The sequence below is a fragment of the Bacillus carboniphilus genome, assembly GCF_039522365.1.
In the GTDB taxonomy this organism is placed as follows: domain Bacteria; phylum Bacillota; class Bacilli; order Bacillales; family JC228; genus Bacillus_BF; species Bacillus_BF carboniphilus.
On the sequence record NZ_BAAADJ010000044.1, the window covers coordinates 1 to 9,397 of the forward strand.

Consider the following 9,397-nt stretch of genomic DNA (forward strand, 5'->3'; position numbering starts at 1 on the left):
TACATGTTAATTCCATTAAACCAATGTCTATTAAAAATGCATGGCTATGAAATCGTGAGAAAACAAGAGAAATCGTAAGATTACCCTTTATATATAGAGGGAGTAAAGTTAAACAACATTATCCTCAAGATAAGGAGGAAGGGCTTTGGGTAAAAATAAAACGAGTATTCTGTATTTAAATGTGTTTATAGGTGCTTTAGGGCTTGTCTTAATTATTATTGGGGCATATAGGTATGTTGAAAATGTCGGTGGTACAGGTAGCTATATTCATTTTTTTGGTTTCATATTTACGATGATTTACATCAATCACCTTGAAAATAGAGCTGGTATAAGCAAAAAGATTATCTGGATAAGAGCTGCTGTACCTATTTTAACACTTCTTGTTATTTATTATTTCTTATTTTAATTTAAGGTTTATTCTTCTAGTGGGTAGCAAAAGTTTAGGATCGTTGCCCATTTTTCTTATTAAAGTAACGGATCAGATTTGTTCAATAAGGAATTTTAGTGAAACTATATGTCTGAATCTTCGTATTATTTAATAAAGGAAGTGATCATATTTTAAAAAAGGTTATTTTCTATGGTTCTGTTGTTTTATTTATGCTTGTATTGCTTTTTATGATTACTGAAGAGCTTTCAGTATTGAAAAAAGCAATTCAAAGATTAGAAGATGTCCAAACACCACGTATTAAATTGACTATTTATTGTTTTCTGATTGGGGTTTTAGTTGAATGTAGAAAGCTTTCCTCTATTTTTAAAGGTGGCTTTGGCATCAATTGGTTTATTATTCCTACTGGAGTTTTACTGATACTTTTATTCATACCTGTAATTACATGGATCAATTGGTTCGGGGCTTATCCTCCATTTATCTTTAACCTATTTTATGTCATAGAAACCAAATTCTTACTGTCAGTCCTATCAGGTATTTTTCTGGTCAGATCTATTATCAAACAGTAAGTATAATAAACTTGTAAAAAATTTATGATATTAACTAAGCAGCAATGTTGTGCTAACGGTCAGAATACTTTAAGAAGACCGTTAAGGAGAATGTGATGAATTTATATAATCAGTTAAAAAAGGAAACCTCAAATTGGGTACGTTTTGAATTAGGGTTAGATAAGTTAGAGGGTATCGAATATTTTAAGGAAATGCATTATCGAGCGAAATCCATCTTTAACTTTCTTTTTAATGATAGTGATACCATTTGGTTAATTGCATCTGTTAGTAATTGTAAAAATTGTAAGGGAACTGACTTACCTAAAATTAAACGATTTTTAAGAAATAAAAAATTAACGTATAGCCTCAAGTGTAAAACAGTACCTTTTGAATACGATGAAGAGAATACGGAAATGGAAACTATTCAATATACCTTGAAAGTTAATAAAAAAGATATGCGATTAGACTATCTTATTAAAGCAATTGGTAATAAAGATTTTACTAGAAAGCCTGTGATTAACGGTAATTTATCGTTTGTAAATGAAACAAAAGGAATTCTTTTTCACATGTATGATGACCGTGGATGTGATGTATTTAGCTTAAAGAAAGATATTCTTTTACCTCTATACCATAAGTTTCGGAAGTGGATTTTAGACTATAATCGGATTGAAATAGACCGAGCTTTTGAAGAAGGATTATTCAATTGTTACGAAACAACAGAGGAAAAGGAAATGAGACTTAAAACGAATGAAATTAAAATAAAAGAAACGGAATTTAAATTGAACCAGGTTAATACATGTCATATCACTCATGCTCTTGAAATTCCAAATGAATTTGTACAAGCATGTTCCGATGAGATAGGTTTAACAGGTTTTACTGTTGCAGTCCGAGATAGAAGCAGTAATTCAACTATCCTTAATGCTACAAAAACTGAGGCTTTAGCTCTTATTGATTATCAAACTGAACTCATGTCGTTATATTCAAAAAAATACAAAGGCAGTTATAAAGGTTGGTCAGCAGAAATGGCGTTTTAAAGAAATTTTGATTCGTCTAATTAAAGTCTTATTCAACTTAAGGGTGCGGTGATTCATGGAGGATTAGCCACCTTTTTTGTTGAAATACTTATTGAACAAACGGAACAGTAGAGTTTAAGAAGACTTGTTGTATAAAGGTCGTAATTGGAGGCGACCTTTTTTTCGTTGTCCCTCTATTCAGAATTTAGGAAATCTACATTTGGAATATTATGTTAAAATTGGGTTGCATAACTATTTCCGACAGGTAAGGATAGGCAACATGGGTAGATTATATGATTTTTTAAGAAATCAATTATTGCCTAACTGAATTGTTAGTTTCTTATTGATGGGGTGAGAATTCTTTGAGAACACTGCTAATTGGAGTCTTACTAATGTTTGTGACAGGTTGTAATAATATCTCGGAAGAGGAGATGATGGAAGGATTAGTTTCAAGACATCCTGATTTTTATATGCTATATGCTGTACCAGAAAAAGAAAAAAACTTTAAAGATAATCTAGAATTACAAGATTATTATAATGTTGATTTCAATCGGTTAATTAGTCCAGAAAGTTTAGATACTCTTTACTATGGTTCATTTATATGGTTAAACGATGTTGAAAAATATGAGTATGTTGAATCCCTTGAACTAGACGAATTCCCAACATTTTTAGTGTTTGATTCAAAAATGTTAGTTTTTAAATCAACTGAAATTGAAGAAGTAGATGAATATCTCTCTACTCGTGAAGAAACAAACTTAATAAAGAAACGAAGAGAGAACAGACTGTTAATAATTGACGCTTTAGAAAAAACAGAAAAAACACTTAGAGGAATAAATGGAATAGAAACAACTGCTTCTTCATTTGATGGTGGCAAAGTTAATTTTAGACTTATGATCCGACAAGATCTGTCAAAAGAAGAAGCTATTCCCCTATTTAATAAAATATTAGAAAGTATTGATCAATCTTCAAATGAATTAGATATATGGCAACATTATGTTGGTAATTTTGATATCAAAAGTTTTGAAAAAGGTGTGATTTATGAAGCAACTAAACTAATTGGTGGGGATTTGGTGGTAAAACAAAAATAAATCATAATAATCGAATTATATGTTGTTTGTGAAACATTTTTCTTTAACTAACGGGTCAGTATAGTTTAAAAGTGGGATATCAACTAGAGAAGGGAGTGTTGTTATGGAAAGATTCGAGTCATTTTCGTTCGTTCGAAAGTATCGAAATCAACATATAGAGTTCTTTAACATTGTTGGGCTAAAACACCCAGACGAATTTGTTGACGCATGGGACGGAAGAGGAGGAAGGCATGTTGGGTATGTCATGTTTTATACTCCTGAATATAAGACGCATCCCCACGAAAATTTTGTATATATCATTAAAGAAGATGGTAGAGATTACTTACGTATAACTAGATATTCCAAACAATTTGTCTATGATATGCAACACTACCTTACACAAAAACCCTTTGAAGCAGAGAATTGTACAGTATTAAAGACAGACATACAACGGGAAGATAAGGAATCAGATTTAAGTTTAATGAAGAGAATTATTACAAATGATGTTCCTTGGGACATCTTATATAACGTGCAATAATTTACAATTGTATTAGCTCTTTTTCCTTTTAAAGTAACGGGCAGAATAGTTTAATAAAGAATTTTAGTGAAACTATATATCTGAATTTTCGTATTATTTTATAATAGGAGTTTGAAATCTGAATCAGGGGGTGTCATATGAAAAAAATAATTAGTACGACTTTGTTTTTTGTGTTCTTTTGGGGTTTGGAAAGACTTGTAGATTGGATGTTTCCGTTTTTATATTATTTATGGTATCCAATTTGGTTTGCAATCGGAGTGGTTTCTTTAGTCGCTTGTAAGCTTATCTATGATTGGATGGATAATCACGAAAAAGGTTATCTACCACCCAAAAGAAGGGCAATTGTCTTTTTCTCCATAGTGTTTGTGGCTATCACTATATTGGGAATTGGGTACTGGAATGAATACCGAGAGAAACCAATGGAGGATGTGTTAGATAATTACAGTTATCCTAAAGAATTGTCAATAAATCCAACTACAAACACAAGTAAAAATCTCAAGGATTCACAATTATCAATATATGATGTCCAAAAGACGAAAAAAAGTAATGGATACCACATGTCAGAATACTATGATGTTTGGTGGGAAAATGAAAAAGGTTTTGATCGTAAAGCTTTAATTATGCTGAGGGTCGGAATCAACGATATTTGGGTAAATATGGAGCATTACAAGGTGTTAAATGGTCCTGTGGATTTGGAATCAATAAGAAAATATCTTTTTTATGATTAAAAAGTAGTCTTGTAGAACCAATAGTAAGAATTTAAAGTTTTTGACAAACGGTCAGTATAGCTTTAGTAGGGCAAGGGGGAACTTAGTTGTTAACTGTAATGATATTATTTGGTATTTTCGGTTACAGCTTTATATTATCTTTAGTAAAAACCATAAAGAAAGATGAAGACCATCATCAATATGGGCTGAGAAAACACTTTACAGCAATATTATTTGTAATATGGTCATTTACTTTATTATTGATTTTAGCACAATATACAGAAAACCAAATCTTTAATTTATTAACGCTTTTGAACTAACGGCAGATTAGTCTAAGAAGAAAATGCTTTCAATGTAGGCTATTATAAGGGGGATGAATTATGAATAAGTACCAAAGTCCAAGAAAAATACTATTAGATTTAGCAGTTACTTTAGATGGATTTATTGAAGGACCAAAAGGGGAAGTAGATTGGTGTATAATGGATCCCGAAATGAACTTCAATAATTTCTTAAATCAAATAGATACTATTTTATATGGTAGAAAAAGTTATGATTTATGGGGGCAGTACAAACCAGATACTAAACTTTCTGATACAGAAAAAGAAATTTGGGGATTGGTCCACAGTAAAGAGAAATACGTGTTTTCAAAAGCACAAAAGAAATCCGAAAATAACGTTATATTTATAAATGAAAATATTGAGGAAGAAATAATCAAATTAAAAAATAAGCCTGGTAAAGACATTTGGCTCTATGGTGGGGCAAGTCTAATTACAACCTTTATAAACTTAGGGCTTGTAGATGTATTTAGATTATCTGTTCACCCTATTATATTGGGAGAAGGAAAACCCCTGTTTATTGACATTAAGCAAAGGGTAAATCTAAAACTCGTTGAAACAAAAAGGTTTTCTTCTGGAGTAGTTCAACTATGTTATCAGCTAAATGAGAAGTGAAAATAAAATCTGATTGTGAAATGATGTCATTATCTAACAGGTGTGATGATCCAGGGTAGGATTAGCTACCTTTTTTGTTGTCCTTATTGAACAAACGGAGTTTAGTGGAAGAAGAAATGTTATAAGAGGTCGTCCATAGTGGCGGCTATTTTTTGTGTTCTTTTCATAATATAGGGACTATTTCTGGAATATTATGTTAAAATGACCCTGATACGAACTGTGTAAGTAAGTTTAGGGAAAGTTAGTCATTTGAACAGCTATTGCAAAGGGGGAGAAGATGATTGAATAAACACATAAAAAAAGAATTGTTTCTTCTATCTATTATGATAGTAGTTATAATTATCGGTGTAATTTCAGCATGGTTATTGTTCAATAATTCTTTAAGTCCTAAAATTTATGTCAGAGAAAGTACGGTTGAAAAGGTTGATATAGAAGAAGGAACGGTTACTATTCAATGTGTACAAAGCAAAGTTGATAATATAAGGAAGTTTAAAGAAGGACAAAAAGTAAAAGTCTGGTTCTCAATACCATATCACGATGTTGATGCTTGGTATTGCGATAAAATAAATATAAAAGATATAGAAATTATTGAATAAACATCACAGCTTTGTTCTACTAAAGAGATTGTTCATTCAGAAAAGGTATTGTATTTTTGTTGAAGCTTTTGTGCTTACGGGTCAGGTTAATTCAATAAGAGGAGGGGGAAATATATATGAAAAACAAGTATTTAATGGGTTTTTTGATTTTTTTTATACTTTCAATCTGTTTAAGTTTCTATCGTGTTTATCAATTAGGTCATAATTCAGAGCCTTTTGATTTATTTCACATCTTACCAGGTATTATGTTCAATGAAGCTATTGACGGGATATTTCCAAACTATCCTGATATTATAGATTTTATTCCCATTGCTCTTACAGACGGATTATTAGGAATCTTGACAGTCTATTGTTTAAAGTTGCTTTCAATACGAATCGAAGAAAAAAATGGAATATTTTATCTAGTAATTTTAATTAGTTTTTCACTTACACAATGGATTATTTATAATTATGTACCGCTTTTTGAATCATAGTTTTTAAAATAAGGATAGGTTGATTCACGTGGAATAACTCTATTTTATTTAGATGTTTTTTAACTAACGGACAGAAGAATTGAAGAAAGGGGAGCGAAAAATGAGTAAGAAAATTGATATAAAAGCGTTAAAACATCCAAATACTCCCCATTATGAATGGCAAGGGGAACTAATTAAACAAACGGAAGATTATGTATTGGTACTTTGCAAACCAGGTAGAAAATTAAAGCATTATACTAAAGGAACAACTTTTACAATTAACAATACCTCGTTAGAATATTTTTCATTAAAAGAATGGTTTACAGCTGCTTTGGAAGTAGAACAAGGTAAGATCACTTCGTATTATTGTAATGTAGCTATGCCTTCTAAGTTAGTTGACAACACCTTGAGTTTTGTTGACTTAGATTTAGATTTAGTGAAACGGCATAATTCAGGGTGGGTAGTTATTGATGAAGATGAGTTTGAAGTTAATTGCTGGAAATACGCTTATTCCTATGAATTAAAAGAAAAAGCAATAAAATCATTAGATGAACTAAGGGACGTTCTACCCTGGCTACTGATATAATAAAACCATATAAAAAATGGTCAACCAGAAATATTTAGCATTCTGGCTAACCTTATAATACGAAAGGTCAGGTTTGTTTAATAAGACTTGTCAAGAAAGGTCGTCAATGGTGGCGACCTATTTATTTTTGTCACTCTTTTAGAATATAGAATCACTATTTGGAATATTATGTTAAAATTAAATTATGTAAATATTATGAACGGTCGGTTTAGGTTAAAAGGTTTTAGGGGGATTAAATTTGAAATGGACAGGTATTTCGTTTCTTCTTTTAATGTTTATAAGTGGCAGTTAAACAAAAGAGAGCAGTTAGAAAATTCAATTGTCGATTAGTAAACATGGATTCATACAAAAAACGTGTGAGGGAGGAAATTTATTATATGACGCTTAATTTTTTGTGGTTAGTGTTGATAGTATTTATGTTTATTACAGCAGTTAAGTTTGTTTTAAGAAAAACCCTCAATATAAAAAAAAATGAAAAGAAATTTTTTTCCTATAACCACATCAACAAGTTGCATAAAAAAATTGACTTAACTTTTAGAACATGCTCACTTATTGCTTTCATTATTCTTTTCTATTATATTTTAAATTCCGAGTTTTCAATTAACTATTTCTTTATTGCATTGGTCATCTTCACTGGAATTGAATATGTGGTGCAGGCATTTTTCGAATGGAGATATACTGATAACCCAAAACATTCTATTCTGACATTAAGTGAAATGGTTGTTATTATAACTACCTTGATTATAATATTTCAATTTGACTTGCTCAGTAAATTCTCGTAACAGGGAATTTTTCTTATAAAATGAATAGAAGCGAAATAACATTCTTAAAATCTATAAAAAACTTCTGTTTATGCATGTATCGCGAAATGTAAGTCCTTTATAAAGTGGAATAGATATTTTTAAAACGGATCTAAGTGCTTTTGAACTAAAGGAGCATAGAGTTGAAGAAGGTCGTCATTGAAGACGGTCTTTTTATTATTGTTCTTTTCAGAAGAAAGGATCTAATATTTGGAATATTATGTTAATGTTATATTATCGGAGTTAATACCAACAGACAGTTTTTTTGAAGAATAAGGAATAAATAGTTAGGAAACTAAATACGAAAGAACAGCAAAGGGGGATTCAATGAAAATCATAAAAAATAAGGTGGTTATTCTAATAGGTGTTATATTTGTATTAGCAATATCTATTGGAACAAACATTTATCAATCAGTACAAATACATTCTTTTTACCAGTCTTTCACTAAATCTAGTGTTTACACAATGAAAATTCACATAAAAAGCAGTAAGGAAATACTAGGGGATGCAATAAAGGTAAATGTAATAAATAGTCAAGATCTTTATACCTTACATAAATCATTTATGTTTTTAACTTTTCAATCTGAAGAATTGGAATACTTAAGTAAAACGAAGAATGGCCTAGAGTTTAGTCCTTACTCAACAAATAATTTCACTTCAATATCAAACTTTTTTATCCATAAATACGTTAATTATCCTGGTTCAAAGGAAGACCCTATTGTTTTGGATGAGAAATTATCAAGACAAATTGAAACTATACATAAGTTAACCGAGGAGTCTTTTTTGATATTGGATAATGAGTCAGTAGAGTTTGAGGAAATTTTAAATCGTCTCTCGCAAAGAATTGAGGATTTTACAAACAGCCTTGAGGTAAATGATATTGCCTTTTAAATAAGGTAACATTTACGGGTGCGAGAGCTGAAATTCATTAGTTTATAAGCAGTTCTTTCTTATTAAAGTAACGGATTAGTAGCGTTGAATAAGAGTTATTTTTTTAAACCTCAATGAATCATTCACTTCATAAAAAGGGCATTTTATTTGGAATTTTATTTTAAAGTTATATTGTCAGATCATTTAAAAAGGGGAATCGGTTATGCATGAGTTTGTAGAGTTTATCTATCTTAGACCAATATTCTATGTTTTTGTATTCATACTATCAGTTTTATTATTTAGCCAAAGAAGTAAATACGTGAATGGATTTTCGATTTTAAGCATTTGCTTAATAAGTTCCGTTATTTCAGGAATAGGCAATTGGCAGATTGGAATAATCGCTGATGAATTAAATTTGGCTGGAGACAAAATTTCATTTAACTTATTTTTTGTTATCATGGGATTGTCTTTTTTAAATTTGGCGGTTTATGTGATAAGGCATAAAAAGTTATGGCAAAGTCAATAAAAATCACTGAACTAGTAAATGCGTTGATCCAATTGGGTTAACGCTTTTCTACTTTGGTAAATGAACTGAAGGCTAGATTAACAAAGTTTATTTCCAATAGAAAAAGACTTTTGGGGGTAGTGTTAATTGCAAAATGATTGACAAAGAGGGTGATTAGTTGGAAAGAAGAACTAATGCATGGTCATTCTACTTATGCTTATGTTGCATATTGGTATTTTTCTATTCTTTGTATGCTGAAATCAATCATGGCTGGGTTTGTGACTGCTAGAATAAAGTGTACAGTTTTCGCTTGATTTGATGAAACAGTTATTTACCCAAATATACCAGCAAATAAAAATAGCCTATCACTGTAAAATGAA

Annotated in this window: 14 protein-coding genes; all 14 read left to right on the plus strand. The window is 30.4% G+C overall.

The features are described from left to right. Nucleotides 1–145: 145 nt before the first annotated feature. The 14 genes from ABDZ91_RS14310 (at nucleotide 146) to ABDZ91_RS14375 (ending at nucleotide 9,038) form a co-directional block, all read left to right on the plus strand. Nucleotides 146–406, plus strand: coding sequence for a hypothetical protein (locus ABDZ91_RS14310; protein WP_343800078.1), 261 nt, complete (start codon nucleotides 146–148; stop codon nucleotides 404–406). 233 nt (nucleotides 407–639) lie between these two features. Next, nucleotides 640–954 (plus strand): hypothetical protein, encoded by a 315-nt coding sequence (locus ABDZ91_RS14315; RefSeq protein WP_343800080.1) that lies wholly within the window; start codon nucleotides 640–642, stop codon nucleotides 952–954. 95 nt (nucleotides 955–1,049) lie between these two features. Then, the gene (locus ABDZ91_RS14320; RefSeq protein ID WP_343800082.1) at nucleotides 1,050–1,967 is read left to right on the plus strand and encodes a DUF3885 domain-containing protein; all 918 of its coding nucleotides are present in this window, start codon (nucleotides 1,050–1,052) and stop codon (nucleotides 1,965–1,967) included. A 371-nt stretch (nucleotides 1,968–2,338) separates the two neighbouring features. Continuing rightward, entirely contained in the window at nucleotides 2,339–3,034 is a 696-nt protein-coding gene (locus ABDZ91_RS14325; protein ID WP_343800084.1) for an IolE/MocC family protein, read from the plus strand. A gap of 103 nt (nucleotides 3,035–3,137) precedes the next feature. Further along, a complete protein-coding gene (locus tag ABDZ91_RS14330; protein WP_343800086.1) occupies nucleotides 3,138–3,551 on the plus strand; it encodes a hypothetical protein in 414 nt (137 codons plus the stop codon). A 137-nt stretch (nucleotides 3,552–3,688) separates the two neighbouring features. Further along, on the plus strand, nucleotides 3,689–4,279 hold the full coding sequence (locus ABDZ91_RS14335; RefSeq protein ID WP_343800088.1) for a hypothetical protein: 591 nt from the start codon (nucleotides 3,689–3,691) through the stop codon (nucleotides 4,277–4,279). Between the two features lie 86 nt (nucleotides 4,280–4,365). Then, entirely contained in the window at nucleotides 4,366–4,578 is a 213-nt protein-coding gene (locus ABDZ91_RS14340; RefSeq protein WP_343800090.1) for a hypothetical protein, read from the plus strand. Nucleotides 4,579–4,638: 60 nt separating this feature from the next. After that, on the plus strand, nucleotides 4,639–5,208 hold the full coding sequence (locus ABDZ91_RS14345) for a dihydrofolate reductase family protein (protein WP_343800092.1): 570 nt from the start codon (nucleotides 4,639–4,641) through the stop codon (nucleotides 5,206–5,208). Between the two features lie 281 nt (nucleotides 5,209–5,489). Beyond that, on the plus strand, nucleotides 5,490–5,804 hold the full coding sequence (locus tag ABDZ91_RS14350) for a hypothetical protein (protein ID WP_343800094.1): 315 nt from the start codon (nucleotides 5,490–5,492) through the stop codon (nucleotides 5,802–5,804). A 116-nt stretch (nucleotides 5,805–5,920) separates the two neighbouring features. Further along, complete coding sequence (locus ABDZ91_RS14355; RefSeq protein ID WP_343800096.1) at nucleotides 5,921–6,277, plus strand: hypothetical protein; 357 nt, start codon at nucleotides 5,921–5,923, stop codon at nucleotides 6,275–6,277. Nucleotides 6,278–6,377: 100 nt separating this feature from the next. Beyond that, on the plus strand, nucleotides 6,378–6,842 hold the full coding sequence (locus ABDZ91_RS14360; RefSeq protein ID WP_343800098.1) for a DUF402 domain-containing protein: 465 nt from the start codon (nucleotides 6,378–6,380) through the stop codon (nucleotides 6,840–6,842). A 416-nt stretch (nucleotides 6,843–7,258) separates the two neighbouring features. Next, entirely contained in the window at nucleotides 7,259–7,624 is a 366-nt protein-coding gene (locus ABDZ91_RS14365; protein ID WP_343800104.1) for a DUF4181 domain-containing protein, read from the plus strand. 345 nt (nucleotides 7,625–7,969) lie between these two features. Then, nucleotides 7,970–8,533: a hypothetical protein gene (locus tag ABDZ91_RS14370; RefSeq protein WP_343800100.1), complete on the plus strand. Its 564-nt coding sequence runs from the start codon at nucleotides 7,970–7,972 to the stop codon at nucleotides 8,531–8,533. Between the two features lie 202 nt (nucleotides 8,534–8,735). Further along, nucleotides 8,736–9,038 carry a hypothetical protein gene (locus tag ABDZ91_RS14375; RefSeq protein ID WP_343800102.1) on the plus strand — a complete coding sequence of 101 codons (303 nt, stop codon included), beginning with the start codon at nucleotides 8,736–8,738 and terminating at the stop codon, nucleotides 9,036–9,038. Nucleotides 9,039–9,397: the final 359 nt, after the last annotated feature.